Source organism: Streptomyces pseudovenezuelae (genome assembly GCF_001513955.1).
Classification (GTDB): Bacteria; Actinomycetota; Actinomycetes; order Streptomycetales; family Streptomycetaceae; genus Streptomyces; species Streptomyces pseudovenezuelae.
Map to the genome: position 1 here is coordinate 641831 of NZ_KQ948145.1, position 25067 is coordinate 666897.

At 72.5% G+C, this 25067-nt stretch carries 22 protein-coding genes; 7 read left to right on the forward strand and 15 right to left on the reverse strand.

Going from position 1 to position 25067, the window contains the following annotated elements; all coding sequences use genetic code 11:
* Nucleotides 1-11: 11 nt before the first annotated feature.
* The 3 genes from AQI94_RS10295 to AQI94_RS10305 are packed head-to-tail and all read left to right on the forward strand — an operon-like array spanning nucleotide 12 to nucleotide 1674.
* A complete protein-coding gene (locus AQI94_RS10295) occupies nucleotides 12-509 on the forward strand; it encodes a carboxymuconolactone decarboxylase family protein (RefSeq protein ID WP_031049439.1) in 498 nt (165 codons plus the stop codon).
* Entirely contained in the window at nucleotides 506-949 is a 444-nt protein-coding gene (locus AQI94_RS10300; protein WP_031049441.1) for a carboxymuconolactone decarboxylase family protein, read from the forward strand. The genes AQI94_RS10295 and AQI94_RS10300 overlap by 4 nt, the downstream gene beginning before the upstream one ends.
* Nucleotides 946-1674 carry an isocitrate lyase/PEP mutase family protein gene (locus AQI94_RS10305; protein ID WP_031049444.1) on the forward strand — a complete coding sequence of 243 codons (729 nt, stop codon included), beginning with the start codon at nucleotides 946-948 and terminating at the stop codon, nucleotides 1672-1674. The genes AQI94_RS10300 and AQI94_RS10305 overlap by 4 nt, the downstream gene beginning before the upstream one ends.
* On the opposite strand, the gene AQI94_RS10310 is transcribed toward AQI94_RS10305, so the two are convergent.
* The 8 genes from AQI94_RS10310 to AQI94_RS10345 all read right to left on the reverse strand — a co-directional run bounded on the left by AQI94_RS10310 (nucleotide 1675) and on the right by AQI94_RS10345 (nucleotide 12358).
* Nucleotides 1675-2622 carry an ABC transporter substrate-binding protein gene (locus tag AQI94_RS10310; RefSeq protein WP_031049445.1) on the reverse strand — a complete coding sequence of 316 codons (948 nt, stop codon included), beginning with the start codon at nucleotides 2620-2622 and terminating at the stop codon, nucleotides 1675-1677.
* Between the two features lies 1 nt (nucleotide 2623).
* Nucleotides 2624-4561 (reverse strand): ABC transporter permease, encoded by a 1938-nt coding sequence (locus tag AQI94_RS10315; protein ID WP_031049447.1) that lies wholly within the window; start codon nucleotides 4559-4561, stop codon nucleotides 2624-2626.
* Nucleotides 4561-5667, reverse strand: coding sequence for a quaternary amine ABC transporter ATP-binding protein (locus AQI94_RS10320; RefSeq protein ID WP_031049449.1), 1107 nt, complete (start codon nucleotides 5665-5667; stop codon nucleotides 4561-4563). The genes AQI94_RS10315 and AQI94_RS10320 overlap by 1 nt, the downstream gene beginning before the upstream one ends.
* Nucleotides 5667-7196, reverse strand: a complete 1530-nt coding sequence (locus AQI94_RS10325; protein WP_031049450.1) for a GMC family oxidoreductase — start codon at nucleotides 7194-7196, stop codon at nucleotides 5667-5669. Before AQI94_RS10325 ends, AQI94_RS10320 begins: the two co-directional genes overlap by 1 nt.
* A gap of 48 nt (nucleotides 7197-7244) precedes the next feature.
* Complete coding sequence (locus AQI94_RS10330) at nucleotides 7245-8771, reverse strand: aldehyde dehydrogenase family protein (protein ID WP_031049452.1); 1527 nt, start codon at nucleotides 8769-8771, stop codon at nucleotides 7245-7247.
* 199 nt (nucleotides 8772-8970) lie between these two features.
* Nucleotides 8971-10137, reverse strand: a complete 1167-nt coding sequence (locus tag AQI94_RS43920; protein ID WP_107119422.1) for a hypothetical protein — start codon at nucleotides 10135-10137, stop codon at nucleotides 8971-8973.
* A gap of 96 nt (nucleotides 10138-10233) precedes the next feature.
* Nucleotides 10234-10590 (reverse strand): hypothetical protein, encoded by a 357-nt coding sequence (locus AQI94_RS10340; protein ID WP_031051686.1) that lies wholly within the window; start codon nucleotides 10588-10590, stop codon nucleotides 10234-10236.
* Nucleotides 10577-12358: a hypothetical protein gene (locus tag AQI94_RS10345; protein WP_031051688.1), complete on the reverse strand. Its 1782-nt coding sequence runs from the start codon at nucleotides 12356-12358 to the stop codon at nucleotides 10577-10579. Before AQI94_RS10345 ends, AQI94_RS10340 begins: the two co-directional genes overlap by 14 nt.
* A 140-nt stretch (nucleotides 12359-12498) precedes the next feature.
* On the opposite strand from AQI94_RS10345, the gene AQI94_RS10350 reads away from it, so the two are divergent.
* Complete coding sequence (locus AQI94_RS10350; RefSeq protein ID WP_031051690.1) at nucleotides 12499-13395, forward strand: bifunctional helix-turn-helix transcriptional regulator/GNAT family N-acetyltransferase; 897 nt, start codon at nucleotides 12499-12501, stop codon at nucleotides 13393-13395.
* Here the strand turns inward: AQI94_RS10350 and AQI94_RS10355 are convergent.
* Complete coding sequence (locus tag AQI94_RS10355; protein ID WP_031051692.1) at nucleotides 13347-14303, reverse strand: LysR family transcriptional regulator; 957 nt, start codon at nucleotides 14301-14303, stop codon at nucleotides 13347-13349. The two genes, AQI94_RS10350 and AQI94_RS10355, sit on opposite strands and share 49 nt — an antisense overlap.
* Nucleotides 14304-14395: 92 nt before the next feature.
* Here AQI94_RS10355 and AQI94_RS10360 point away from each other — a divergent pair, with 92 nt between their 5' ends.
* On the forward strand, nucleotides 14396-15802 hold the full coding sequence (locus AQI94_RS10360) for an MFS transporter (RefSeq protein WP_031051694.1): 1407 nt from the start codon (nucleotides 14396-14398) through the stop codon (nucleotides 15800-15802).
* Between the two features lie 302 nt (nucleotides 15803-16104).
* Here AQI94_RS10360 and AQI94_RS10365 read toward each other — a convergent pair whose 3' ends face one another.
* The 6 genes from AQI94_RS10365 to AQI94_RS10390 all read right to left on the reverse strand — a co-directional run bounded on the left by AQI94_RS10365 (nucleotide 16105) and on the right by AQI94_RS10390 (nucleotide 22130).
* On the reverse strand, nucleotides 16105-16971 hold the full coding sequence (locus AQI94_RS10365) for a hypothetical protein (RefSeq protein ID WP_031052361.1): 867 nt from the start codon (nucleotides 16969-16971) through the stop codon (nucleotides 16105-16107).
* Nucleotides 16972-17125: 154 nt separating this feature from the next.
* Complete coding sequence (locus tag AQI94_RS10370) at nucleotides 17126-18115, reverse strand: malate dehydrogenase (RefSeq protein WP_031052359.1); 990 nt, start codon at nucleotides 18113-18115, stop codon at nucleotides 17126-17128.
* A gap of 372 nt (nucleotides 18116-18487) precedes the next feature.
* Nucleotides 18488-19660, reverse strand: coding sequence for a helix-turn-helix domain-containing protein (locus AQI94_RS10375; RefSeq protein WP_031052356.1), 1173 nt, complete (start codon nucleotides 19658-19660; stop codon nucleotides 18488-18490).
* Between the two features lie 217 nt (nucleotides 19661-19877).
* On the reverse strand, nucleotides 19878-20351 hold the full coding sequence (locus tag AQI94_RS10380; protein WP_031052353.1) for a helix-turn-helix domain-containing protein: 474 nt from the start codon (nucleotides 20349-20351) through the stop codon (nucleotides 19878-19880).
* Between the two features lie 239 nt (nucleotides 20352-20590).
* On the reverse strand, nucleotides 20591-21142 hold the full coding sequence (locus AQI94_RS10385) for a DUF3017 domain-containing protein (protein ID WP_208611840.1): 552 nt from the start codon (nucleotides 21140-21142) through the stop codon (nucleotides 20591-20593).
* A 133-nt stretch (nucleotides 21143-21275) separates the two neighbouring features.
* Nucleotides 21276-22130 (reverse strand): bifunctional methylenetetrahydrofolate dehydrogenase/methenyltetrahydrofolate cyclohydrolase, encoded by an 855-nt coding sequence (locus AQI94_RS10390; RefSeq protein WP_031053189.1) that lies wholly within the window; start codon nucleotides 22128-22130, stop codon nucleotides 21276-21278.
* A gap of 239 nt (nucleotides 22131-22369) precedes the next feature.
* Here AQI94_RS10390 and AQI94_RS10395 point away from each other — a divergent pair, with 239 nt between their 5' ends.
* Together AQI94_RS10395 and AQI94_RS10400 are read left to right on the forward strand one after the other, a co-directional pair.
* Nucleotides 22370-23047, forward strand: a complete 678-nt coding sequence (locus AQI94_RS10395) for an RDD family protein (protein WP_031053186.1) — start codon at nucleotides 22370-22372, stop codon at nucleotides 23045-23047.
* Nucleotides 23048-23394: 347 nt separating this feature from the next.
* Nucleotides 23395-25062 (forward strand): serine/threonine-protein kinase, encoded by a 1668-nt coding sequence (locus AQI94_RS10400; RefSeq protein WP_062229693.1) that lies wholly within the window; start codon nucleotides 23395-23397, stop codon nucleotides 25060-25062.
* Nucleotides 25063-25067 lie beyond the last annotated feature (5 nt).

Consider the following 25067-nt stretch of genomic DNA (forward strand, 5'->3'; position numbering starts at 1 on the left):
AGGGTCGAGTCATGACCACAGAGGAGACCGTCCCGCACGCCCCCGAACACACCCCCCGTCTGGCCTGGGCCCAGCACGCCCCCGAGGTCTACAAGGCGATGCTCCGCCTCGACACGGCGGCCCGCCGCGGCCTCGAACCCCGCCTCCTTGAGCTGGTGAAGATCCGCGCCTCGCAGCTCAACCACTGCGCGTTCTGCCTCGACATGCACTCCAAGGACGCCCTCGCGGCCGGTGAGAGCGTCGAGCGGATCATCCAGCTCGGCGCCTGGGAGGAGTCGCAGCACTTCTACACGGAGAAGGAGGTCGCGGCCCTCGCCCTGACCGACGCCGTCACGGTCCTGACCGACGGCTTCGTGCCGGACGAGGTGTACGAGCAGGCCGCCAAGCACTTCGAGGAGGCCGAGCTGACCCAGCTGATCGCCGCGATCACGGTGATCAACGCGTGGAACCGGTTCGGTGTGACGTGCCGTATGGTCCCGGGGCACTACGAGGCGGGCAAGCACCAGTGAGCCGTACGGACGTCCTGGACCGCGAGGTCGCAGGAGCCCTGTCCGAACTCAGCGCCGCCGCGAAGCGGGGCCTCGGCGACCCGGCCCTCGCCGAACTCGTCGTCGTCCGGGCCTCGCAGCTCAACCACTGCGCGTTCTGCCTGGACATGCATCTCGCGATCGCCCGCGAGCACGGGGTGAGCGAGCGGCAGCTGGACCTGCTCGCCGCGTGGGAGGAGGCCGAGGGGGTCTACGACGAGCGGGAGCGGACCGCCTTGGCGCTGACGGAGGCGGTGACCGTCCTGACGGACCGCCAAGTGCCGGAAGGAGTGTACGAGAAGGCCGCGCAGCACTTCGACGACCGTGAACTCGCGCACCTCATCGGTCTGGTCGTGGCCATCAACAACTGGAACCGGGTGATGGTCAGCCGTCGCGTCGCGCGAGGGGAGTACACGCCGTGAGGAAGGTCGACACCTTCCGCGCCCTGCACCGCAATCGCCTTCGGGACGACCCCCTCGTCCTGCCGGGTCCCTGGGACTCGGTCAGCGCCCGGGTGTACGAGGAGGCCGGGTTCCCGGCGCTCGCCACGCCCAGCGCGGGGATCGCGGCCGCCCTCGGCCACGAGGACGGGTCCACGCCGGCCGACGAGATGTTCGCGGCCGTGGCGCGCATCTGCGGGGCCGTGGAGATCCCCGTGTCGGCGGATGTCGAGGGCGGTTACGGGCTGGCGCCGAAGGAGCTGGTGGAGCGGCTGCTGGAGGCGGGGGCCGTGGGCTGCAACCTGGAGGACTCCGAGCACGGATTGCTCAAGGACCCGCACCGGCACGCGGACTGGCTGGCCGAGGTGCGGTACGCGGCCGGGGACCGGCTGTTCGTCAACGCCCGCGTGGACACGTTCTCCTACGGCGACGGGAATCCCGAACGGGCCATCGAGCGGGCCGCGTCGTACGTCGCCGCGGGCGCCGACTGCGTCTATCCCATCGGCGCCCCCGTCGACGTACTGCCGTTGCTGCGGTCCGGGATCCAGGGGCCGCTCAACGTGTTCGGCCGGCTCGACGGCGAGGGCCCCTCGCCCACCGAACTCGGTGAACTGGGGGCCACTCGCGTCACGTTCGGGCCGGGGCTCCAGCGGGCGGCGGCCCGCACACTGCGCGAGGCCGCCGACCGCCTGCGGAAACAGACGTGATCAGGACAGCCACGCCTTCCACGTGGACTCGTGGCCGTCCACCCACTTCTTCGCCGCCTCCTCGGGCGTCAGCTTCTGGTCGGCGATCATCAGGGAGACCTGGTTCTGGTCCTCGGTCGTCCACTTGAACTTCTTCAGGAAGGCCGCCGCCTTGCCGCCGGACTTCGCGAAGTCCGTGTTGAGGTACTTCTGGAGCGGGGTGTGCGGATAGGCGCAGGTGATCTTCGCCGGGTCCGCGTCGCAGCCCTCCTTGTAGGGGGGCAGCTTCACCTCGGTCATCGGGACCTTCTCGAACAGCCACTGGGGGGCGTACCAGTAGGTCAGGAAGGGCTTCTTCTCCTTGGCGAACTGCTTCATCTGGGTGATCTGCGCGGCCTCGGAGCCGGCGAACACCACCTGGTAGTCCAGCTTGAGGTTCTTCACCAGCGCCTTGTCGTTGGTGACGTAGGACGGGGAGCCGTCCATCAGCTGGCCCTTGCCGCCGCTCTCGGCCGTCTTGAGCTGGGAGGCGTACTTGTTGAGGTTCTTCCAGTTCGTGACGTCCGGGTGCTGCTTGGCGAAGTACGTCGGGACGTACCAGCCGATGTGCCCGGTCACGCCGAGTCCGCCGCCCGCGGTGATCGTCTTCTTGTCCTTGACGTACCGCTGTTCCTGCTCGGGGTGGCCCCAGTCCTCCAGGATGGCGTCGACCCGGCCCTGGCTGAGCGCGTCCCAGGCGGGCACCTCGTCGACCTGGACGGTGTCGACGCGGTAGCCGAGCTTGTGCTCCAGGAGGTACTGGGCGACGGCCACGTTGGCCTGCGCGCCGACCCAGGACTGCACGGACAGGGTCACGCTCTTGGCGCCCTGGGCGTTGGCGAAGGGCGAGGCCTGCTTGGTCATGTCGGCGGCTCCGCAGCCGGTGAGCAGCAGCAGGGCGCCGACGCCCGCGATCGCACGTACTCGCATGTCAGGCTCCCTTCCCCGTGCGGCGTTCCGTCGGCTGGGTCACCCGGTCGAGCACCAGGCCGAGGCAGACGATGGCGGCGCCCGCGACCAGGCCGGTCGCCAGGTCGCCCTGGGCGAGGCCGAAGACGGTGTCGTAGCCGAGCGCGCCTCCGCCGACCAGACCGCCGATGACGACGACGGCGAGGACCAGGACCACGCCCTGGTTGACGGCGAGCAGCAACGCGGGCCGGGCGAGCGGGAGCTGGACCTGCCGAAGTTGCTGCCAGCTGGTCGCGCCGAGCGAGCGCGAGGACTCCATCGCCGCCGGGTCCACCTGGCGCAGGCCCTGTGTGGTGATGCGGACGACGGCGGGCAGCGCGTAGACCACGGCCGCCGCGGCGGCGGGCGCGCGGCCCACGCCGAACAGCGCGACGACCGGGATCAGGTACACGAACTGCGGCATGGTCTGGAAGACGTCCAGGACGGGCCGCAGCAGTCGTTCGACGCGGTCGCTGCGGGCCGCCGCCACGGCGGTCGCGAAGCCCAGGACGAGGGTGACGGCGACGGCCGCGAGGACCTGCGACAGGGTGTCCAGCGCGGGGGTCCACACGCCGAGCACGCCGATCGCGGCCATGGCGAGGACCGCGGTGAGCGCGGTGCGCCAGGTGCCGATCAGCCAGGCCAGGGTGGCGACGATGAGCAGCACCGACCACCAGGGCAGCCCCTGGAGTCCGGTGCGGACCGGGTCGAGGACCCAGGTGGTGAAGTGGCCCGCCCAGTCGGCGGTGCCGCCGACGACGGGGACACCGGAGTAGAGGTGGGCCGTCATCCAGTCGACGGCCCGGTTGACGGGTTCGGCGATGTTCAGGGTCCAGGCGTCGGGCCAGTCGAGACGGCCCAGCAGCCGTCCGGCGACCGCCACGACGACGGTCCCCGCGAGGGCGTACGCCCAGCCCGCGCGGCCCTGTCCCTCGGTGCCGTCGCCCGCCGCGCCCGTGACGCGGTCGAGGACGACGGCCAGCAGCACGATCGGGATGCCGGCCGCGAGGGCGGCGCCCACGTCGACCGAGGCCAGCGCCTGGTAGACGCGGTCACCGAGACCGGCGGCGCCGATCACGGAGGCGATGACGGCCATGGACAGCGCCATCATGATCGTCTGGTTGAGGCCGAGCATGAGTTCCTTGCGGGCCAGCGGGATGCGGGCGGTCAGCAGCCGCTGGCGGGCGGTGGTGCCGAGCGACTCGACCGCCTCCAGCACCTCCTTGTCGGCGCCCTGGAGGCCGAGCGCGGTGAGGCGGGCCATGGGCGGGGCGGCGTAGACGACGGTCGCGAGGACCGCGGCGGGCACGCCCATGCCGAAGACCAGGACCACCGGGAGGAGGTAGGCGTAGGCGGGCATGACCTGCATGGTGTCCAGGACCGGGCGCAGGATCTTGTCCATCCGGCGGGACAGTCCGGCGGCGAGTCCCAGCAGGACTCCGACCACGACCGAGGCGAGCACGGCGACGACCATCAGGGCGAGGGTCTGCATGGTGGGGACCCACATGCCGAGCAGACCGCAGGCGAGGAACGCGGCCGTCGTGCCCAGGGCCAGCCGGACGCCGGCGACCCGCCAGGCCACGAGGGCACCGAGCGCGGTGACACCGGCCCAGCCCGCGCCGAGCAGGACGACGTACACGGCGTGTACGGAGATCACGACCGCGTTGCTGACATAGCCGAAGAAGTAGAGGAACAGCGGGTGGCTGTCCCGGTTGTTGATGATCCAGTCGCTCGCGCTGGTCAGCGGCTTGGTCAGGTCGACGGTGAGGGCGGCCGGCCAGCTGCCGCTGGCCCAGCGGGCGTTGGCGAGGGGGACGAGGACCGCGGCGGCGAGGGCGATGAGCAGCAGCTTGTGGACCGCCCGGTGCTTGAGCAGACCGGTGGGCAGGGCGCGCGGTGTGGACGCGGTGACGGTGGCCATCACACGGCCTCCTTGCGGGGCTCCGTTCCGGCCGCCCCTCCGCGCAGTTCCGTGCCGGCGACGACACCGAGCAGCCGCTCGTGGTCGACGACACCGAGGCACCGCCCGTTCTCCACGACACAGGCCGGCCTGCCGCTGCCCGCGACGACCTTGATGGCGTCGGCGACCACGGCGTCGGGGGCGAGGCCGCCGGGGTGGGCCGGGCCCGCGCAGTCGCCCGGCTTCATGGCCCGGCGGACCGTCATGACGTGTTCGCGCGGCACGTCCCGGACGAACTCGCGGACATAACCGTCGGCCGGGGAGCCGACGATCTCCTCGGGGGTGCCGAGCTGGACGACCTTGCCGTCGCGCATCAGGGCGATACGGTCGCCGAGCTTCAGCGCCTCGCTCAGGTCGTGGGTGATGAAGACCATGGTGCGGCCCTCCTCGCGGTGCAGGCGGACGACCTCCTCCTGCATGTCCCGCCGGATCAGCGGGTCGAGCGCGCTGAACGGCTCGTCGAACAGGAGGACCTGCGGGTCCACCGCGAGCGCCCGGGCGAGGCCGACGCGCTGCTGCTGGCCGCCGGAGAGCTGGGAGGGCTTGCGCTGCTCCATGCCCTCCAGGCCGACCTTCGTGACGACCTCGGCGGCCCGGGCCCGGCGTTCGGCCTTGCCCATGCCCTGGATCTCCAGGCCGTAGGCCACGTTGTCGAGGACCGTGCGGTGCGGGAGGAGACCGAAGTGCTGGAAGACCATCGCGGCCCGGTGGCGGCGCAGTTCACGCAGCCGGGCCTTGTCCATCGCGCGGACGTCCTCGCCGTCGATGCAGATCGTGCCGGCCGTCGGCTCGATGAGCCGGGTCAGACAGCGCACCAGCGTGGACTTGCCGGAACCGGACAGGCCCATCACGACGAAGACCTCGCCCTTGCGGACGTCGAAGCTCACGTCCCGGACGGCCGCCGTACAGCCCGTCCTCGCGCGCAGGTCCGCGGGGTCGAGGGCGGACAGCTCGGCGTCCTCGGGGACCCGGTCCGCCTTGGGACCGAAGACCTTCCACAGGCCGTCGACGGAGAACACCGGGTTGTCCGTCGTCGGCGGATTCTCCAGGGTCGCGGTCGTAGTCATCACGCACCACCTTCCAGCAGGTCCACGGCTTTCTCACCGACCATGAGCACCCCGATCATGGGATTCACGGCGGTCATGGTCGGGAACACGGACGCGTCCGCGATACGGATGCCGTCCAGACCGCGGATCCTCAACTCGGGATCTACCACGGCCAGTTCGTCGTCGGCGGCGCCCATGCGGCAGGTGCCCGCCGGGTGGTACACGGTGTGCGCGACCTTGCGGGCGTACTCGCTCAGCTCCTCGTCACCGGTGACGTCGGGGCCGGGGCACACCTCCCGCTTGAGCCAGCCGGCGAGCGGTTCGGTCGCCGCGATCTCGCGGGCGATCCTGATCCCGTCGACCAGGGTGCGGCCGTCGTAGTCGTCCTCGTCGGTGAAGTACCGGAAGTCCAGGGCGGGCTTCACCTCCGGGTCCGCGCTGGTCAGGTACAGGCGGCCGCGGCTCTTGGGCTTGGGGATGTTCGGGGTCATCGAGACGCCGTACGCCGGGCGTTCGTAGCCGAGGCGCTCCGGGTTGTCGGTGAAGGGGACCTGGTAGAAGTGGAACATCAGGTCCGGGCCCGGGTGTTCGGGGTCGCGGCGCACGAAGAGCCCTGCGTCGGAGTCCATCGCGGAGTTCTCGGGGATCGGGCCGTTCGTCTCCCAGACGATGACCGACTCGGGGTGGTCGAGGAGGTTCTCGCCGACGCCCGGCAGGTCGTGGACGACCGGGATGCCGAGGGCTTCGAGGTCCTCGCGGGGGCCGATGCCGGAGTGCAGCAGCAGCCGGGGCGAATCGACGGCGCCCGCGCACAGGAGGACCTCGCGGCGGGCCCTGATCAGGGTCTCCTCGCCGTCCTTGGACCGCACGTGCACGCCTTGCGCCCGCGTGCCGTCCAGCTCCAGCCTGTACGCCCAGGTCTCCAGCAGGATCGTGAGGTTGGGCCGCTCGTCCATCACGGGGTGCAGATACGCCACCGACGCGGAGGAACGCTTGTTGTTCTCCGGGTGGTAGGCCAGGTCGAAGAAGCCGACGCCGTCGTCGAAGGGCTTCTTGTTGAAGCCCTCGATCCGGGGGACGTCGAGGGACTTCTGGGCCGCGTCGACGAAGTCGCGGGCGATGGCGTTGCGGTCCTTCTCGTCGACCGGGACGATGTTGTTCTTCAGCCGGGCGTAGTACGCCTCCATCGGGACCGCGCCCCAGCCCTTGGCGCCGGCCTGCTCCCACTCGTCCCAGTCGGACGGCAGCGGCTTGAAGGCGATCAGGGTGTTGTGGGAGGAGCAGCCGCCGAGGACCCGGGCGCGGCTGTGCCGGATGTGGGAGTTGCCGCGCGGCTGCTCGGTGGTGGGGTAGTCGTAGTCGAGCTCGCCGCCGAGCAGGCCCATCCAGCGGCGCAGCGTCAGGACGTCGTCCCTGCCGACGTCGCTGGGGCCGCCCTCGATGACGGCGACGGTGACGTCGGGGTTCTCGGTGAGGCGGGAGGCTATGACGGAGCCTGCCGTTCCGCCGCCGATGACGACGTAGTCGTACTCCTGTTTGATCTCGGACATGGGGGTACTCCAGGGAAGTCTTGAGCGAGAGGAGGGGGGCGAGTGGGCTCAGCCCGCGAACCAGCGGACCGGCTTCGGCGCGAGGTTCTGGTAGACGTGCTTGCTCTCGCGGTACTCGGCGAGGCCGGCGGGGCCGAGCTCGCGGCCCACTCCGCTCTTGCCGAAGCCGCCCCACTCCGCCTGCGGCAGGTAGGGGTGGAAGTCGTTGATCCAGACGGTGCCGTGGCGCAGCCGTCCGGCGACCCGGCGGGCGCGTCCGGCGTCGGTGGTCCAGACGGCGCCGGCGAGGCCGTACTCGGTGTCGTTGGCGAGGGCGATCGCCTCGGCCTCGGTGCGGAAGGTCTCGACGGTGAGGACCGGTCCGAAGACCTCCTCCCGCACGACCCGCATCTCGCGGTGGCAGCGGTCGAGGACGGTGGGCTCGTAGAACCAGCCGCTCTCCGGGCGCTCCGGGGCGGGCTCGGGGCGCCGGCCGCCGGAGCGCAGCACCGCGCCCTCCTCCAGTGCGGAGGCGACGTAGGACTCGACCTTGGCGCGCTGCTGCTCGGAGACCAGCGGCCCGCACTCGACACCGTCCTCGGTGCCGCGGCCGAGGCGGATCTTCGTGGCCCGGCGGGCGAGTTCGTCGACGAAGCGGTCCCGGACGGACTCCTCGACGATGAGGCGGCCGCCGGCGGAGCAGACCTGGCCGCTGTGGATGAAGGCGGCGTTGAGGGCCTGGTCGACGGCGGTGTCGAAGCCCTCGGGGGTGGCGCAGGCGTCGGCGAAGACCACGTTGGGGTTCTTGCCGCCCAGTTCGAGGGCGACCTTCTTGACCGAGACGGCGGCAGCCTGCGCGACCTTGGTGCCACTGACCAGGCCGCCGGTGAAGGAGACCAGGTCGACGTCGGGGTGCTCGGCGAGCCGGGCGCCGACGGTGTGGCCGGGGCCGGTCACGATGTTGGCCACGCCGTCCGGCAGTCCGGCCTCGGCCAGCAGCTCGATGAGCGCGATCGTCGTCATCGGGGTGATCTCGCTCGGCTTGACCACGAAGGTGTTGCCGGCCGCGAGCGCCGGGGCGATCTTCCAGCTGGCCTGGAGGAGCGGGTAGTTCCAGGGGGTGATCAGCGCGCACACGCCGAGGGGTTCGTGCACGACGACGCTGTGGATGTCGGTCGAGCCGGCGTCGACGACCCGGCCGGGCGACTCGCCGGCGACCAGGTCGGCGAAGTAGCGGAAGGCGTCGGCGACACAGTCGATGTCGACCCGGCCCTCCTCCACCGTCTTGCCCGCGTCCCGGCTCTCCAGCAGGCCGAGCTCTTCGCGGTCGCGTACAAGAAGATCGGCGACGCGGCGCAGCAGGGCGGCGCGCTCGGCGACGGGGGTGAGCGGCCAGGGGCCCTGTCCCGAGTCGAAGGCCTGGCGGGCGGCGGCGACCGCCAGGTCGGTGTCCTTCTCGTCACCCTCGGCGACCACGGCGAACGGCCGCGCGTCGGCGGGGTCGAGGATCTCGCGGGTGGCTCCGGAGACGGCTGCGCGCCATTCGCCGCCCGCGTGGATGGTGTGCGGCTCGTGCCGCGCGTGCTGTCCGGCCATGATCGGTGTTGCCTTCCGTTCCTGTGCGGTTCCCCTGTGTCACACGGGTGTCACTGACGGGGACCGTCGTCGCATGCCCCCGCGACTCGATTGCATGCGCAATCGGTGGCCGAAAGTGTGCTGGCTCACTGAAGATGGGGACAAAAAGCGACAAAAGGCGTGACGGAAGGTACGGACTTGGCGCGGCCGGGCGCCGGGGTCAGTCGATCGACGCCGCGTCGCAGGCGTAGGGCGCGCAGAAACCGGACAGGGCGGTGCTCAGGAGTTCCAGTTCGTCCTGGCCGCCGTCGCCCTCCAGGCCGTACGCGGCGATCGCGTAGATGTGGCCGTCCTGGGCGACGAACCGCTCGTCGTAGACGTGCCAGGGACCGATGTCCGGCTCACCGCTGAGGGTGTCGGCCCGGTACTCCAGCCGTTCGCCGGTGAATCCGTCCGCCTCGACGGGCTGGAGGTCCAGCTTCCGGAAACCGGCCGGCTTGCGGGTGTCGGCGGAGAGGTACAGCTCGAAGGAGGCTTCCGGGGACTCCTCCGCGACCTGGTACACCTGCAGCCGGCGGGTGCCGTCCGTGCTGCGGTAGTTGACCACGTCGATGCCGAACTGGGACCCCACGGTGGTGCGTGCCCAGCCCGTGGGCCGTGCGATACGGAAGCCCTCCTCGTCCTCGTACAGCTCGTATCCGGCGGGGAGCCGGGGCGTCGAGGCGAGCGGGGACGGAGTGTCCTCGGTCGGCGAGGGGGTCGGCGACCCGCCGGGTCCGCTCTGCTGCGAGACGAGCCCCGTGGGCGTCGGGCTCGCGCCGCCGGCCTTGTCGTCCTCGTCCCCGCCGCCGACGACGAGCGTCAGCACCAGGGTCACGGTGACACCGACGGCGGCGACCCCGGCGAGCGCGGACCACAGGAGCCGTCGGTCGGTCCTGGTGGGCGGCTCGGTGACGGCCGGCGGGCCGGCGGTCGACCAGGCGGACCCCGACCACTCGGCCGACGGGACGGAGCCGCCGAGCTGCTCGGCGGAGGACCAGCCGCCACCGGGGGCACCGGGGTCTCCGGGCCCGTGCCAGGTGCTGCCGCCGCCGGCGCCCGGCCAGCCGGCGGGCGGGGCGGGCGGGGGCGGAGAGAGGGGCGGGGAGGACGCCGGCGGTTGCGCGGAACCGGAACCCGCGGCCGTGCCGTGGTCCGGCTCCGTCCCGGCCGCCGGCGGCCACACGGGCGCGGTCCGCCCCGCGGAAGACGCGGCGGTCCCGTCAGCGGACGGCGCCGCGTCCGGCCGGGCCGGTGGCAGAGTGACCGGACCGGTCGCGGCCCCGCTCCCGTCCCCGTCCTCCCACCGCTGTGTCTCCTCGTTCCAGTACCGCACTCCCCCGCTCATGGCGTCCCCTTCCCACTCACCGCGTCCCCCGTCCGCACCCATGCCGTGAAGTCAGGCTCACCGCGTCCTTCGCAGACCGGCACCGTACGCCCTCGCTCACAACCCCAGCAGCCCGGCCACCGCTCCCGCCGACGCGACCAGGCCGACCAGCGCCTGCGAGTCGTCCAGCAGCGCCCGCAGGCGTTCCCGCCGGGTCGGACCCGCCTGGCCGGTGGTGACGATCTCGTCCTCCGTCTCGGCCAGCGCGGTGTCCAGCGCGGCCGTCTCGTCGGTGGCCCTGAGGCGCGTGAGGTCCTCGCGCAGTTCCCGTACGGCGGTCAGGAGCGCCTCGGCGGTCTCGTCCCGCTGGGGCGCCGTGCCGTGGTGGCTCTCGGCGTGCGCGTGGCTGCCGATCGCGAAGGTGCTGCCGTGGACTCCGCCGCTGATGCTGACGCCCGGCTCATCCGTTGCCATTGCCGCTGCTTCCCTTCTGCGGCGCAGGCCCTGCGCCGCCGGTGGTGGAGGACGCGGCGGCGTTCTTGCCCACCGCGAAGGTGCTGCCGTGGACGCCGCCCTCGACGTGCACGCCGCCACTGCTGATGTTCACGATCTTCTGGACGAACTCGCCGGTCTGGTAGCCGGATTCGGCCAGCGCGGTCAGCACGCCGTGGGCGACCCGGTCCTGCACGCTCCTGAGGTAGCGGTAGGCGTCCATCTCCTGGAAGCGGGACCCCTCATCCATCGAGCCGAGCTCCCGCACCGACAGCGCCGGACCGTCGGGGAGCGCGCCCGCGTAGCCGCCGGTCAGCAGCTTCCAGGCGTAGCCCACGCCCCTGCCGAGGGTGACCAGGGAGCAGGCCGCGGAGCCCGGCACCCGGGCCACCGCCCAGGCCGCCTTGCCCAGCGCGTTGTTGTGCCGGTAGGTGTGGGCCGTGCGGTCGGCGTCCTTGAAGTCCTCGCGCACCGGCAGCAGCACATGCGGGGCGATCTCCAGCATGAGCATCCGGCCCTGGGTGTGGACGCGCACGAAGACCGTGACGACCAGCTCCTCCTCCCAGCCGCCGACCCGGATCCGCAGGAAGTGCCGCCGCTTCTCGGCGCCCTCCTCGACCGCGCGCGCCCGGTGGTCCTCGAAGGCCTGCGGGTGGTACGGCGCCTCCTCGCGCCGGCGCAGCCCCTCCGCGGGCAGGAACACGCACTCGTCGATCTCCAGCCAGCGCAGCCGGTCGCGGACCGTGTGCCCGGCGAACTCGGAGGGCAGCCGCAGCTGTTCGAGCAGCGGGCGGATCTTCTCCAGGACCGCGCGGTTGTTCAGCGGCAGCTGTTCCTTCTTCATCTCGTCGGGCCGCAGCTCGACGGCGAGCACCCAGGTCTCGTAGGCGAATCCGGCGCCGCAGAAGGGGCGCTTCTCGTGGTACATGACCAGCGGGGCGTGCTGCTCGATCCGGATGCGGTCCTTGAGCCGCTGGAACCGCTGCCCCTCGGCGCGCTCGGCGGGGTCGGTGGCCGCGTCCGGGAAGCGCTGCGGGGAGAGTTCGGCGCCGACCGCCCGGGCGAACTGGCCGCGCTGCGCGGCCACGCACACCGCGATCAGCGCGAAGACGACGATCACCAGCCAGGCCTGGAGCGGCCCGATCAGCCCGCTGACCCCGTCGAAGTCGGGGAACAGCAGATCCGAGAGGTCGGACGAGTCGCCGTAGGAGGACGAGTCGCCGTAGCCGTAGGAATCACCGAAGGAGGACGAGCCGCCGTAGGACGACGAGCCGTCGTCGCCTCCGCCGAACGCGACGACGAGGGCCAGGATCAGGAACATCGCGAAGACGAGACGCCCCCACCAGCGCAGCGCGAAGGCCGGCAGCCGTCGGTACAGCGGCGGGTTCGCGCCCTTGCCGCGGATCCAGGAGGCGGCCGCGAGCAGCAGGCTGGGGCCGAGGAACACGAACAGCAGCCCGCCGGTCAGCGGCAGCCCGATCACCCACAGGCCCAGGATCAGTCCGGCCCACAGCAGCTCCTGGCGCCGGGCCCGCAGCGCGTGCGCGAGCACCCGCGCCGCGTCGAGGCCGAGCGAGGGCGCGACGATCCGCTGTTCGTTCAGGTGGAGCTGCTCGATGACCCGGTCGCGGTAACCGGAATCCAGATAGGTGCCCGCGCACAGCAGCCGGGTGGCCTCACTGGCGTGCGGCGGCGTGGCCGGGCCCGGCGGCGCGGACTGCGGCTGCCGAGGCACAGATGTAGTAGTCACACGACTCCCCCGATGCGTGCAAAGGCCTTGCTCACGTCACTTGTTGACAAACCATCAGCATAGAGGTGCGGGTGGGACCGGGAAACCGGAATGTCGCATGGATGGACGCCTGCCCGGTTCTTTGACTACAGTCAAAGATTATGGACCCGGTGTCGACACAGCACGTGGCGGAGTTCCGCCGGTTCAACCGCTACTTCACCCGCCGTATCGGGGCCCTGGACGACCACTACCTCGGCCAGGACCGCCCGCTCGGCGAGGCGCGGCTGCTGTTCGAGATCGGCGAGGGGGTCTCGCTGCGCGAGCTGAGGACCCGGCTCGCACTGGACGCCGGATATCTGAGCCGGATGGCGAAGACCCTCCAGACGCAGGGCCTGGTCCGGATCAGCGTCCACCCGGACGACAGCCGGCTGCGCAGGGTCGAGCTGACCCGCGCCGGGAGGATCGAGCTCAAGGAGCAGAACCGCCGGGCCGACGCCCTCGCCGCCGGACTGCTCGACGGACTCACCACGGCTCAGCGCGACCGGCTCACCGAGGCCATGGGCACCGCCCAGCGCCTGCTGCGCCTGGCCGCCATCACCGTGGCCCCGGTCGACGGCGCGGCCCCCGACGCCCGCGCCTGCCTGGACGCCTACGCCGCCGACATCGACGCCCGCTTCCCGGAGGGCTTCGACAGGTCCGACCTGGTGCGCCCCGAGGAGGTCTCCGGGGAGGCCGGCGCGTTCTTCGTGGCGTACGAGGAGGGCCGCCCCGTGGGCTGCGGGGCGCTGCGCCGGCTGGAGCCGCGGGTCGGCGAGCTCCGCCATGTGTGGGTGCACCCGGACGCCCGTCGGCTGGGGCTGGCCCGACGGCTGCTCACCGCCCTGGAGACGGAGGCCGCCGCCCGCGGTTTCGCCGTGCTGCGCCTGGACACCCACGCGTCCCTCACCGAGGCGCAGGCGATGTACCGGTCGGGCGGTTACCGGGAGATCCCGCCCTACGCCGATCACGTCTACGGCGACCACTGGTTCGAGAAGCGGCTGTCCGGCCCGGTGAGCTGACCGTCCGACCACCGGGCGAGCAGCTCCCGCACCGTCCGCCGCAGCCACGCGTGCGCCGGGTCGGCGTCGTGCCGCGGATGCCAGGCCAGACCCAGCCTCAGCGGCGGCAGGCGCAGCGGCACGTCGAAGGTGACCAGGTCCAGTGCGGCCACGAGCGGCAGCACCCAGGAACTGACCAGACCGACCAGATCGGTGTCCCGGATCACGAACAGGGAGGAGGGAATCGTCCCGACCGCCCCCACCACCCGGCGCTCCAGGCCCAGTTCGGCGAGCGCCTCGTCGACCGGCCCGCGCAGTCTGCCCCGCCGGGACACGATCAGGTGACCGGCCTCGGTCGCGAACCGCTCGGCCGTCAACTCCCCTTCCAGCAGCGGATGCCCGGGCCGCACGACCCCCATCATGCGGTCCTCGTGGAGGAGCTCCACGTGCACCTCGGGGGCCGCGGCGCCCACGGCGCCGATCTCCAGGTCGGCGGTGCCCTCGCGCAGGAACGGCGCGTCCACATGGCTCTCGGCCAGGAACCGCAGGCGCACCCCCGGCGCCTCGGCCGCGGTCCGCCGGAAGAGCTCCGCTCCACAGGCCGCGGCGATGGTGTCGGGCCCGAGGACCGTGAACGTCCGCTCCACCGTGCGCAGATCGACCTCGCGCCCCTGCGTGAACAGGGCCCGCGCCCGCTCCACCACCGCGCTCACCTCGGCCCGTACCGCCAGCGCGCGCGGGGTCGGCACCATCTGCCGCCCGGCGCGCACCAGCACGGGGTCACCGAGCGCCTTGCGGATCCGGCCCAGGGTGCGCGACATCGCGGGCTCGGAGAGATGGAGCCGCCGGGCCGCGCCGCCCACGCTCTGCTCCTCCAGCAGCACGTCCAGGGCGACCAGCAGATTCAGATCCAGTTGCGTCACGCGCATCGACTCCTTGCAGAGCTTGCACTGGAGTGCAGGACACCCCGAGCCTACGGTGACAGGGCACCCACACCGACGCCCAGCTCCCCGGAGGAGCCATGCCCCCGCACGCCCTGAAACGCTCCACCCTGCTCGCCCTGTGCGCCTGCGTCCTCGTCGCCCAGAGCATGGTGGCCGCCATCAACCTCCTGATCCCGCAACTGAGTTCGTCCTCGCTGCACCCCTCGTCCACCGAGATCCTGTGGACCGTCGACACCTACGTCATCGTCTTCGCCTCCCTCCTCATCCCGGCCGGCGCCCTCGGCGACCGGCACGGGCAGAAGGGCGCCCTGCTCACGGGCCTCGGCCTCTTCGCCGCGGGCGCCGCCACCAGCGCCCTCGCACAGGGCCCGGCGCTCCTCATCGCCGGCCGGGGCGTCTCCGGGGCCGGGGCCGCGCTGATCACCCCGGCCACCATGTCGATCCTGCTGCGCCTCGCGGGTCCCGAGGGACGGGCCCGGGCGATGGCCTCCTGGACCCTGGCGATCGGCGTCGGCGGCATGCTGGGCAACCTGGGCGGCGGCCTCGTGGGCCAGTTCCTCACCTGGCGGGCCCTGTTCGCCATCATGGTCCCGCTCGCCGCGCTGCTGGCCGTCACCGTCGCCCTCACCACCCCGCGCACGGAACGCGCCCCCCAGCACCGCCTCGACCCGCTGGGCACCCTGCTGCTCACGGCGGGCCTGGTGGCCGTTCTCTTCGGCATCATCGAGGGCCCGGTGCACGGCTGGACCTCACCGCGCATCCTGACCGCCTTCGCGGCCGGCGCCGCCCTCGTCACCACCTTCACCGCGTACTCCCTGCGCTCCCGGGCCCCGCTGTTCGACCCGCGCGTCTTCACCTCGCCCCGGCTGCGCTCGACCACCCTCGGCCTGGCGACCGGCTTCTTCGGCCTGTTCTCCCTCTTCTACGTCAACTCCCAGTACCTGCAGGGCGTGAAGGGCTACGGACCCGCCGTGACCGGGGTGGCGATCCTGCCGCTCATCGCGGGCATGGCGGCACTGCCGAGGCTGGCCGCACGCTGGGCCGGGCACCCCCGGCCCGTCATCGCCTGCGGTCTCACCCTCATCGGCCTCGGGCTGCTGGGCGCGTCCACCGTGGACGCCGGGACGCCCTACCCGCTGTACGCCTGCTGGCTGCTGGTCATCTCGGCCGGTATCGGGCTGTCCATGCCCGCCCTCACCCTGGGCGTCGCCACCGCGCTCCCGCCGCACCGGGCGGGCCTCGCCTCGGGTCTGGGCACCTCGGCCCGCGAGATCGGAGCGGCTCTCGGGGTCGCCGTCACGGGCACGGTGCTGGCCTCCCACCCCGACCTCGCGCACGGCATGGGCCCGGCCCTGCGCACGGTGGCCGTGCTGGTGCTGGCGTGCACGGCGGTCGCGACCTTCGGACTGGGCGACCGCTCCGGAGAGTCACGCACTATCGCGTTCGGCCGGAAACGAGTACTATCGCGTTCGTCCCGCCACTGAAGGGGCGGTCCAACCACCCCATTCCGCTCCCCAGTTGACCCGAGGAGCCGCCGTGCCCGCTTTCCTGAACCCGGTCTTCGGCCTGCTGCTGCTCCGCACGGGCGCCGAGGGCGCCGACACCCTCCCCGGTCCCGAGGTCCGCTCCGGGGCGCAGCGTCCCACCCCTCGTCCGCACCCGCGCTGCGGGCCCACGAGCCGTACGGTGCGGCCGAGTTGCGCCGCGCGGCGCCGGCGCGCGGAGTCGCGGTGGGCCGGCCGGTGCGGACCCGGGGACCCGAGGGGACGCGCCCGCCCCGGCCGGCTCAGGCGCACTCCGTGTCCGCCGGGCAGAAGGAGGCCAGCGCCCTGGTGAGCGGCTCGCGCACCTGGGCGGTGGCGAGGGAGGCGGGACCGGCCGCGCGGATCGCGTACAGCGTCCCGTCGGCGGCCTGGAAGCGGTGGTCGACGACCTGGCGGGCACCGAGGTCCGAGTCGTCGTAGCGGTAGGTGAGTTCGGCCCAGGTGGTGCCCGTGGCGCGGTCGACGACCCGGTAGCCGGGCTGGCGGGCGAAGCCGTAGCCGGGGTCGTTCTCGGCCAGGTCGAGGGACTGGGCCGGGGTGTCCTCCGCGATCCGGAAGACCTGGAGCCGGCGGCCGTCGGCGGGGGCGTCGTAGACGACGACCGGAGCGGACTGACCCCGCTTCTGCGAGCGGGTCCAGCCCCGGGGGATGTCGACGGTGTACCCCACCGGGTCCTGGACCCGGCGGTATCCCGGGGCCGTGGAGGCGGAGGGCGGCGGGGAGGAGGGGGGTGCCGTGACGCCCGGGACCGGACCGGCGCCGGTGCGGGTACCGGACCCGAGGGAGGTGTCCCGGAGCAGCCACCAGACACCGACACCGACCGAGACCCCGACCAGGACGGCCACCGCGAGGGCGGCCAGCACCCGCCGGACCCGGTGGGGCGGATGCCCGGGACCCGCGGGAGCCGTCATCACCGGGGTCCAGGGCGGGACCGGCGAAGCCTGGGTCCCGGCCGTCGCCCAGGGCGGCGCGAACGAGGTCTGTGTCTCCGCGGAGGCCCACGGCGGAGCGGCACCCGTCTCCCCCGAGGCCCAGGCCGAGCGGCCCGACTCCTCGCTCGGCCCGTGTCCCGCTCCGGAACCGGAGCTGTGGCCGTTCCAGCCGTTCATCGCGAACCCCCCGAATCACCCCACCGGGCAAGGCTTCGACCGTAGGGCGGAAAACGGCCACGGGCCCCGTTCCGGAAGAAACCGGAACAGGGCCCGTGCAGGCTCGTGACAGAGTCGTCGAGAAGACCCGGCCGCCGAGTGACGCCGGAGGAACTCAGATGAGGCCGAGCGCGCGAACCGCCTCGCGCTCCTCCTCCAGCTCCTTCACGGAGGCGTCGATACGGGCGCGGGAGAACTCGTTGATCTCCAGGCCCTGGACGATCTCGTACACGCCGTCCTTGGTGGTGACCGGGAACGAGGAGATCAGGCCCTCCGGGACGCCGTAGGAGCCGTCCGACGGGATGCCCATGGAGGTCCAGTCGCCGTCCGCGGTGCCGTTGACCCAGGTGTGCACGTGGTCGATGGCGGCGTTGGCGGCCGAGGCGGCGGAGGACGCGCCACGGGCCTCGATGATCGCGGCGCCGCGCTTGGCGACGGTCGGGATGAACTCCTCGGCCAGCCACTTCTCGTCGTTCACGGTCTCGGCGGCGTTCTTGCCGGCGACCGTGGCGTGGAAGATGTCCGGGTACTGGGTGGCGGAGTGGTTGCCCCAGATGGTCAGCCGCTTGATGTCGGCGACCGAGGTGCCCGTCTTCTTCGCGAGCTGGGTCAGCGCGCGGTTGTGGTCGAGGCGGGTCATCGCGGTGAACCGCTCGGCCGGTACGTCCGGGGCGGCGGCCTGGGCGATCAGCGCGTTGGTGTTGGCCGGGTTGCCGACGACCAGGATCTTCACGTCGTCCGCGGCGTGGTCGTTGATGGCCTTGCCCTGCGGCTTGAAGATGCCGCCGTTGGCCTCCAGGAGGTCACCGCGCTCCATGCCCTTGGTGCGGGGGCGGGCGCCGACGAGCAGACCGACGTTGGTGCCGTCGAAGGCGACGTTCGGGTCGTCCGTGATGTCGATGCCCTGGAGCAGCGGGAAGGCGCAGTCGTCGAGCTCCATGGCGGTGCCCTCGGCGGCCTTGAGCGCCGGGGTGATCTCCAGGAGGCGGAGCTTGACCGGCACGTCCGCGCCGAGCAGCTGGCCGGAGGCGATGCGGAAGAGCAGGGCGTAACCGATCTGGCCGGCCGCGCCGGTGACGGTGACGTTCACGGGAGTGCGGGTCATGGCGTTCTCCGTATGACAGCTGGCGGTGGGGCGTCCCTGCCCCGGACGTTTGATCGATCTCTCGGCGTCAAGAGATCTCCAGCGGTCAGGCTATCGCGCATCCGGGATCCCGGACGTCCGCCCCCGTGTGGCCCAGCCCACAAACCGCTGACCCGACAGAAAAGGCGGCCGCCCGTCCGGGAGAGGGGGGACGAAGGCGGCCGCCGTATGGGGGTACCGGTGTCCGGACTCCCGTGGGGGTACAGGTTCGCGTGCCCCGGAATCAGCAGCCCATGCACACTCCGGGTGGATTCACCCGCCGAAGGGCGCGGGGAACTGCGCGACCAGCCACAATGCGCCCGCACCCGGCAGCGCACGTCCCCCGGCACTCCCTCAGCCGGTGCACCCCCGCTGCCCGGAAGCCAGGGTCACGCACGCCTTCGCCGCACCCGCGGTCTTCACGGCGACCATCGGCGTGTAGGCGATAGTGTCCCCCACCTCCGTGATGCTCCCGCTCCGCTCGGTCGCCTTCCCGGCGGTCACCTCGACCTTGTCCCCCTGACCGGCCTGGGTGATCCGTCCCCACGCCGCCCCGCAGATCTCGCTGTAGCGCACCTCGACCACGGTCGCCCCGACCGTCGCGGTGGTGGCGGTCGTGACCAGATTGCCGCTGCACCCCATGGCCTCGGCGTCCTTCCCGGTGCACCCCGCGCCACTGCACTTCACCCCGGCGGGCAGCGAGACGGGCGCGCTGGCGGACGGCGAGGGCGACTTCTCGCCCTGGTTCTTCTTGTCCCCGCCCGGGTCGGTCAGGAAGAACACGGCGGCGACCACGACCAGCACCCCGACGACGCCCGCGAGGAACATCGTCAGCCGCCGCTTCCCCCCGCCGGAACCACCCGGGCCCCGGGCGGGCCCGTCCCCGGGACGGGCGTCCTGCGGCTGGTCGTACGGTCCGGGCGTCCCCGGAGTCCACCCCGGTCCGTCGGGGGCGACAGGCGCGGGAGCCGGCGCAGCCGTACGCCCCGAGGCCTGCGACGGCCCCTGGTACCCCGCCACACCCCAGGAGTTGCCGCCCGAGGAGGAGACGCTGTCCCCTTCCGGCGCCACCGGCTGGGGCGGCACCGTGGGGGCGACTCCGGCCGGTCCGGCCACGCCCGGCGTCGCCGTCGCGCTGCCGCTCCTGCGGGCCGTCCTACCGCCCTTGGCGTTCGCGGGCGGCGCCCCGAACTCGCCGAGTGCGGCCCGCGCCTGGGAGATCCGGATGGCCTCCATGGTCATGTCGTGGCGCATCTCCGAACGGCTCCAGGCGCGTTCGGCGAGCTCCCACATGGTCGTCAGGTGAACGGGATTGGTGCCGGTGACCTCCGCCAGGGCGACGATCGCGCCCTTCGGCGCGAGCAGCCGGCCGTTCAGATACCGCTCCCAGGACGTCTTGCTGTAACCCGTGCGGTCGGCGACGGCCGCGATACTCAGGCCGCTGCGGTCCACGAGCCGCCGCAACTGGCTCGCGAACTCCCTGACCTGCGGATCCAGTTCATCCGGCAAGGCCCTCCAACGAGGCATTGCTCCCCCTCTTTCCCCCCGGTCGGTGCTGGCTGTTCCCCGCTCTTCCCCGTGCCGTAAGGATCTCAGCTCCCCGGGTGGGGGCGCACGGGAGCATCCGCAAGTTCGACACGTTAGCCGTGCGGTCGAACAACCCCATATCAAATACGCAAACTTGTCGATACATCGTCACAGGTGGAACACACCGGAAATAACGGCCGCCACGGAGGTCGCCGGATCACCCAGAGGCAACGGCACCGGCCAATCCGAGCAGCAGGACGAGGACGAGCAGCAGCACGGCGGCCAGCAGGAGCGGGTTCATGCCGCTCGCGCGCTCCTTGGGGGGCTCGTCCCACCACGGCAGCGTGGGATCGTCCTCGTACCGTTCGCCGTCCGCGCCCTTCCCGCCCTCGGCGGCCCGGGCGGGCGGCGCCGGACGGGGCCAGGCCTGGACCGCCAGTTCCCAGCGCACGCCGAAGCGTTCGGCGTCGGTGGTGCCGAGGCCCGCGATCCGGCACAGGGCGGCCACGGCCTGGCGGGGCGGGGGCTGGGTGGCGTTGAGATAGCGGTGCCAGGAGGACTTGCTGTACGCGGTGCGCGCGCCGAGCGCGACGAGGCTGAGTCCCGTGCGGTCCTTGAGCTGCCTGAGCTGCTCCACGAAGTGCCGCACCTCCGGCGGCAGATCGTCGGGCAGCGCCTGCCAGCCACTCATCGCCCACCTCCGCGGCGTCCTACCTGCTTCCCGGCAATGGACGACGTCACAGGCCTGATCGGTTCCTGGTCCGGGGCCGGCTGTGGCAGGTCACGCACACCGTGCCGGAACCGTCACCGCTGTGCCACAGCGCACGGACGGCGGTTGAACAGGCTGTTCGTACCGCGGGAGGCTGGACCGCGACGACGGCCCGTCCCTCATCGGGGGTGGGGGCGGACCGCCGTCCGTGCCGCTCCGGGTCAGCTGCTGCTGACCGTGAAGTGCAGGGTGTCCTTGAGGAAGGGGATCTCCAGCCAGGGCTTCGGCTGCACCATCATCGCCAGCAGGACGATCGCGGCGCCGAGCACGGCGTAGGTGGCGATGTCGGTGAAGCGGGAGCGGACGGCGAGCATGCCGACGTCCGGCAGCAGCCAGCGCAGCACGGCACCGGCCAGCAGGGCGAGACCGATGAGCAGGGTGCCGTAGCGGAACTGGTCGAGGGCGGTCAGCAGCAGGCCGAGCCCCACCACGGCCAGCACGGTGAGCACCGGCCACTGCCGGGCGGGCGCCGGAGCGTCCCGCGGCGCGGCGCGGCCGCCGCCCTCGGGCCGTGCGGTGTCCCTGGTGAACAGCGGAAAGCGCCGGGTCGCCCGCCGCGGCCGCCCGTCGGCGTCGGGCGCGCTGATCGGGTCCCGCACGACGAGTTCGTCCTGCGTCTCGTCCGACGCGACGCCGACACCGCCGGACTCCCGGGCCGCCTCGGCCTTACCGGCGTCCGACCCCCGGGCCCCGCCCGGCACAGCCGACCCCACAACCGCCTCCTGAGAGCCCCGCTCCCCGGACCCGGCCGCCTCGGCCTCCGGCTCCCGGGACCCGGCGTCCTGCGTGCCGGGCTTGCGCGCCCCGGCCTCCGTGATCGCTCCCCGCTTCTCGGGGTCCCGGGCCTCAGCCGACACTGCGCTCCGCCGCCTCGACCACGTTGACGAGCAGCTGGGCGCGGGTCATCGGGCCGACGCCGCCCGGGTTCGGCGAGATGAAGCCGGCGACCTCGGCGACGCCGGGGTGGACGTCGCCGACGATCTTGCCCTCGGCGTTGCGGGAGACGCCGACGTCGAGGACGGCGGCGCCCGGCTTCACGTCCTCGGGACGGATCAGGTGGGCGGAACCGGCCGCGGCGACGATGATGTCCGCGCGCTTGAGGTGCGAGGACAGGTCACGGGTGCCGGTGTGGCACTGGGTCACCGTGGCGTTCTCGCTGCGCCGGGTGAGCAGCAGCGGCATGGGGCGGCCGATCGTCACGCCACGGCCGACGACCACCACCTCCGCGCCCTTGATCTCGACGCCGTAGCGGCGGAGCAGGGTCAGCACGCCGTTGGGGGTGCAGGGCAGCGGCGCCGGCTCGTTGAGGACGAGCCGGCCGAGGTTCATCGGGTGCAGCCCGTCCGCGTCCTTGTCCGGGTCCATGAGTTCCAGGATGCGGTTCTCGTCGATGCCCTTGGGCAGCGGCAGCTGGACGATGTAGCCGGTGCAGGCCGGGTCGTCGTTCAGCTCGCGGACGACTGCCTCGATCTCCTCCTGGGTGGCCGTCTCGGGCAGTTCACGCTGGATGGAGGCGATGCCGACCTCCGCGCAGTCGCGGTGCTTGCCGGCGACGTACTTCTGGCTGCCGGGGTCGCTCCCGACGAGGATCGTGCCGAGGCCGGGCGTGACGCCCTTCTCCTTCAGCGCCGCCACGCGGGCGGTCAGATCGGACTTGATCGCGGCTGCGGTGGCCTTGCCATCGAGAATCTGGGCGGTCATGACCCCATCCTCCCGGATGACCCGGCCCCGGTTCCAATCCGGGTTCCACCAGGGGCCCGTCCAAGATCGGCGAGGTTGCACTTGCACAACACATATCGAATGGGTCTGGACAACAACACACCTGCCTAGAACGATGTCTGGCGCAGTATCGCGGTTGATGTTCGGGGGGCAGACCGCTCACACATGACGTTCCTCCGCGCAGTCCGCATTGTCCCCAGGTTGGCCAACGGAGGATCACCATGAGTTTCGGCTCGCCCAACAACCCTTACGAAAAGCCGCAGAACCCGCAGAACCCCCAGCAGCCGCCGCAGCAGCCCGGCTACGGCTACCCCCAGCAGCCGCAGCAGCCCCAGCAGCCCGGTTACGGCTACCCGCAGCAGGCCCCCCAGGGTGTGCCGCCGCAGCAGGGCTACCCCCAGCAGCAGGGCTACCCGCAGCAGCAGCCCGGCTACGGCTACCCGCAGGCGCCGCAGGTCCCGGCCTCCGCCTACGGCTACCCGCAGCAGCCCGGCTACGGCATGCAGCCCTCGTACGCCAACTGGGGCCAGCGCTTCCTCGGCACCCTGGTCGACATGCTCGTCTTCGCGGTGCCGTACATCCTCGTCGGCGTCGGCGCGGCCAACAAGACCGCGGCCCTGGTGATCATCGGCTACCTCGCCATCATCGGCCTCGCGATCTGGCTGCTGATCATGGAGGGCCGTACCGGCCAGACGCTCGGCAAGAAGGCGCTCGGCATCCGTCTGGTGCGGGAGAGCGACGGGCAGCCCCTCGGTGTCGGCATGGCCTTCGTGCGTCGTCTCGCGCACTTCCTGGACAGCCTCGCGTGCTACCTCGGCTGGCTGTGGCCGGCCTGGGACGCCAAGCGCCAGACCTTCGCCGACAAGGTCTGCTCCTCCATCGTCATCCGTACGAACTGAGCACTGTCGCACCACGGTCGGGGGCGGATCGCCACGTCGCCTGCCGGCCATGGTTCCCGCGGGGCCGTGTCACACCGTGACACGGCCCCGCGGCGTCAACCGCTCCGAGCGCTGACACCGCCTCGGCGGCACACCACCACCGGGGTCACCGGCGTCCGGCCTGACCCGGTACGGGACCGCGCGGTCTCCGGCCCCCTCGGGGGAGGACCGGAGACCGCGCTTCCGTATCCGCCGGCCCGCGATCCCCTGTATCCCGGCACTCCCCGGCAGCGGGGCGCTAGCCTCTCCTCAGTCAACTGGTGTGACACCAGAGCACGTTGAGGAACGAAGAGGCAGGTCAGGGGACCGTGACAGACATACCGGCGGCCGGCGGCACCGCGCTGCGGCAGGCGGGCGCGGTCCCGCTGCTGCCCGCCGACCCCGCGCGTATCGGGCCCTACGTCCCGCTCGGGCTGCTCGGCAGCGGCGGCATGGGCCGGGTCTATCTGGCCCGGCGCGCGGACGACGCCCCGGGGCTCGCCGCCGTGAAGGTGATCCGGCCCGAGTACGCCGAGGGCCCGGACTTCCGGCGGCGGTTCGAGCGGGAGGCCGCCGTGCACGGGCGGGTCCGTACCCCGCGTGCACCGCATCTCCTCGGCACCGGCTTCGACGAGGCGCTGCTGTGGATGGCCACCGAGTACCTGCCCGGCCTCAGCCTCGCCGAGGCGGTCCGCGAGTGCGGGCTGCTGGAACCGGCCGGCGTGTGGCGGCTGGTGGCGGAACTCGGCGAGGCCCTGTCGGCTTTGGCCGCCGCCGGGGTCGTGCACCGGGACCTCAAGCCGTCCAACGTGATCCTGTCCCCCCGCGGCGCGCACGTCATCGACTTCGGCATCTCCCGCGCGGCCGACAGCAGCGCGATCACCACGACCGGCAACCGGGTCGGCACGGCCGCGTACATGGCGCCCGAGTATCTGCGCGAGGGCCGCTGCGACGCCGCCTCCGACGTGTTCTCCCTCGGCTGCACCATCGTCTACGCCGCCACCGGGCACGCCCCCTTCGGCGACGGGACCGGCGTGGATGTCATGCACCGGGTCGCCTTCGAGGCGCCGGACGCCGAGGTCATGGCCGAACTCGCCGCGTCCGACCCGGCGTTGGCCGCCCTGCTGGCCGCCTGTCTGGCCAAGGACCCCGCCGGGCGCCCCACCCCGCGGCAGCTGATCGACGCGGCCACGGCGGCCGGGCACGGCCGGGCCTCCGACTGGCACGAACCGCTGGCCGTCCGGCTCCGCGACCGGCAGCAGGGGTGCGCGGGGCTGGAGGGCATGCCCGTCCGGCAGTCCGCGCATGTCCGCACACCCGTGGCGCCGGTGCTCACGCGGGTGCCCGGACCGGCCACCCGCACCGGTGGCCGGCGACGGCCCCTGCTGGCCGCCGTCGCGGGCCTCGCCGTCGGAGCCGTGGCCGTCGGTGCCTTCCTGCTCACCCGTCCGGGCCTCGACTCCCCGGCTGCCGCCGCCCCGAGGCAGTCCTCCGGCGTCAGCGAATCCGCCGCACCGGCCTCTTCCGGGACCGGCGCCGCCTCCGCCTCGCCCTCCGTCACGGACACCGGCAAGAAGAAGGACCGGAGCGAGGCGCAGACGGCCGCCCCCGAGGAGAGCGGCACCGCACCGGACCGTACTCCGTCCGCGTCGGCCACCCGGACCAGCGGCGGGACGGGCACCGCGAACAGCACCGCCCCCACCCCCACGGCCACCGTCACGAAGACGGCGGCGCCCCCGGCCACCCCCGCCTGGATCTCGGGCTGCACCTACTACTCGGGCACCGAACAGACCGAATACGGCGACAAGGGCCAGCGGGTCGTCCAGGTGCAGTGCATGCTCACCAAGCGCGGCTACAGCGTGGGCGGTTCGGGCGTGGACGGCGAGTTCGGCAGGGACACCCAGGCGGCGGTCAAGCAGTTCCAGAGCGCCAAGGGGCTGGAGGTGGACGGCCAGGTGGGGCCCCACACCTGGGCGGCGCTGCGCAGTTCGACGTAGCGACG

Excerpts from the sequence above, each read along its gene's own strand:
- AQI94_RS10295 (WP_031049439.1), top strand. The coding sequence starts at position 12 with ATGACCACAGAGGAGACCGTCCCGCACGCCCCCGAACACACCCCCCGT.
- AQI94_RS10310 (WP_031049445.1), bottom strand. The coding sequence starts at position 2,622 with ATGCGAGTACGTGCGATCGCGGGCGTCGGCGCCCTGCTGCTGCTCACC.
- AQI94_RS10315 (WP_031049447.1), bottom strand. The coding sequence starts at position 4,561 with ATGGCCACCGTCACCGCGTCCACACCGCGCGCCCTGCCCACCGGTCTG.
- AQI94_RS10320 (WP_031049449.1), bottom strand. The coding sequence starts at position 5,667 with ATGACTACGACCGCGACCCTGGAGAATCCGCCGACGACGGACAACCCG.
- AQI94_RS10325 (WP_031049450.1), bottom strand. The coding sequence starts at position 7,196 with ATGTCCGAGATCAAACAGGAGTACGACTACGTCGTCATCGGCGGCGGA.
- AQI94_RS10330 (WP_031049452.1), bottom strand. The coding sequence starts at position 8,771 with ATGGCCGGACAGCACGCGCGGCACGAGCCGCACACCATCCACGCGGGC.
- AQI94_RS43920 (WP_107119422.1), bottom strand. The coding sequence starts at position 10,137 with ATGAGCGGGGGAGTGCGGTACTGGAACGAGGAGACACAGCGGTGGGAG.
- AQI94_RS10340 (WP_031051686.1), bottom strand. The coding sequence starts at position 10,590 with ATGGCAACGGATGAGCCGGGCGTCAGCATCAGCGGCGGAGTCCACGGC.
- AQI94_RS10350 (WP_031051690.1), top strand. The coding sequence starts at position 12,499 with ATGGACCCGGTGTCGACACAGCACGTGGCGGAGTTCCGCCGGTTCAAC.
- AQI94_RS10355 (WP_031051692.1), bottom strand. The coding sequence starts at position 14,303 with ATGCGCGTGACGCAACTGGATCTGAATCTGCTGGTCGCCCTGGACGTG.
- AQI94_RS10360 (WP_031051694.1), top strand. The coding sequence starts at position 14,396 with ATGCCCCCGCACGCCCTGAAACGCTCCACCCTGCTCGCCCTGTGCGCC.
- AQI94_RS10365 (WP_031052361.1), bottom strand. The coding sequence starts at position 16,971 with ATGAACGGCTGGAACGGCCACAGCTCCGGTTCCGGAGCGGGACACGGG.
- AQI94_RS10370 (WP_031052359.1), bottom strand. The coding sequence starts at position 18,115 with ATGACCCGCACTCCCGTGAACGTCACCGTCACCGGCGCGGCCGGCCAG.
- AQI94_RS10375 (WP_031052356.1), bottom strand. The coding sequence starts at position 19,660 with ATGCCTCGTTGGAGGGCCTTGCCGGATGAACTGGATCCGCAGGTCAGG.
- AQI94_RS10380 (WP_031052353.1), bottom strand. The coding sequence starts at position 20,351 with ATGAGTGGCTGGCAGGCGCTGCCCGACGATCTGCCGCCGGAGGTGCGG.
- AQI94_RS10390 (WP_031053189.1), bottom strand. The coding sequence starts at position 22,130 with ATGACCGCCCAGATTCTCGATGGCAAGGCCACCGCAGCCGCGATCAAG.
- AQI94_RS10395 (WP_031053186.1), top strand. The coding sequence starts at position 22,370 with ATGAGTTTCGGCTCGCCCAACAACCCTTACGAAAAGCCGCAGAACCCG.